Annotated in this window: 2 protein-coding genes; both read right to left on the reverse strand. The window is 51.0% G+C overall.

Going from position 1 to position 1,005, the window contains the following annotated elements; translation table 11 throughout:
• Positions 1-495, reverse strand: a 495-nt coding sequence (locus tag FQ182_RS29620; protein WP_149494087.1) for a DUF1523 family protein, incomplete at its 3' end; no start/stop codon positions are given.
• Between the two features lie 198 nt (positions 496-693).
• On the reverse strand, positions 694-1,005 hold a 312-nt coding region (locus FQ182_RS30105), incomplete at its 5' end, for a hypothetical protein (RefSeq protein WP_218575116.1).

Below are 1,005 nucleotides of genomic sequence, written 5' to 3' on the forward strand. Positions count from 1 at the left end.
GAAAAACACCACAAACAAAATCAGTAGCGTGCCTACGCTGAGGAAGATCGTGTTGAACCAAGGAAACGGCTCTTCGCGACTGTTTGTGGCTTCGATGTCTGTGATGTTTGGGAACACGGACAAGATTTGAATGCGCCAGCCGTAGTAACGGATCAGCGCCAGTTGCTGGGCATCTCGTGAGTAACCCTGAGCCTTTGCCTGAACGTCGGCCGAATCAAACTTGAAGTACCACGGAAAACTCCAGCCGGTGTCGTCGTTTCGGTAAACTTTTACCACTTTCGATGTTGGGTGTTCAGTGTTAATGAAATACACGTCCCGGGTCGGGCCGTCGGCCGGGTTTTCAGCATTGATGACGCCGTCATCGTCCACACGTTTTACCTCAACGCCGGTGATGGCCACCACGTCGTACTGCGGCAAAACATAAAACAGACCCAGTCCCGCACCAGTGATTACGAGCAAGAATGCGCCGACAATCACCCCTTTAATCCACTTCATTTATGTGCTCCATTTTGATCGTCGAATTCTGCCCCAATTTGATCTTGGGTATTCACCTTTGACCGCTGGGGTGCTACTAAACTTGGTTAGCAAATGTGTAGGTGCTGCAGTGATAGTAACGTGGCACAAAAAAAGCCCAGGAAATCTCCCGGGCTACTTGTTTACTAAAGCACGCGATCGCGTTCCGATCGCCCTGGCTTATGCAGGTGCTGTATCAAATTCCAGGCATTCGGAAAGTGAGGTGAACTCAGGTCGCCGGCAGACCCAGGCAGTAAAAGCGGTGTAAGCCACCGACAAGCCTGTGATCAGAGCCATCGTTTGCTTCTTCTCTCGACTGTTTCTAGCAGCAGCACGCGCTTGGGATTCACCTTTGCGTCTGGCACTGTTCGAAAAGAGAGACGCGATCAGCATTCCAATCAACGCGTAGAACACTGTGATGAGAGTGAGCTTGGCAACAATAACTAGGGTGATACTCAGAGCTCCCTGGTTTGTCCGGAAGGTCGCGAATAC

The sequence above is a fragment of the Pseudomonas sp. ANT_H4 genome (assembly GCF_008369295.1).
Lineage (GTDB): Bacteria > Pseudomonadota > Gammaproteobacteria > Pseudomonadales > Pseudomonadaceae > Aquipseudomonas.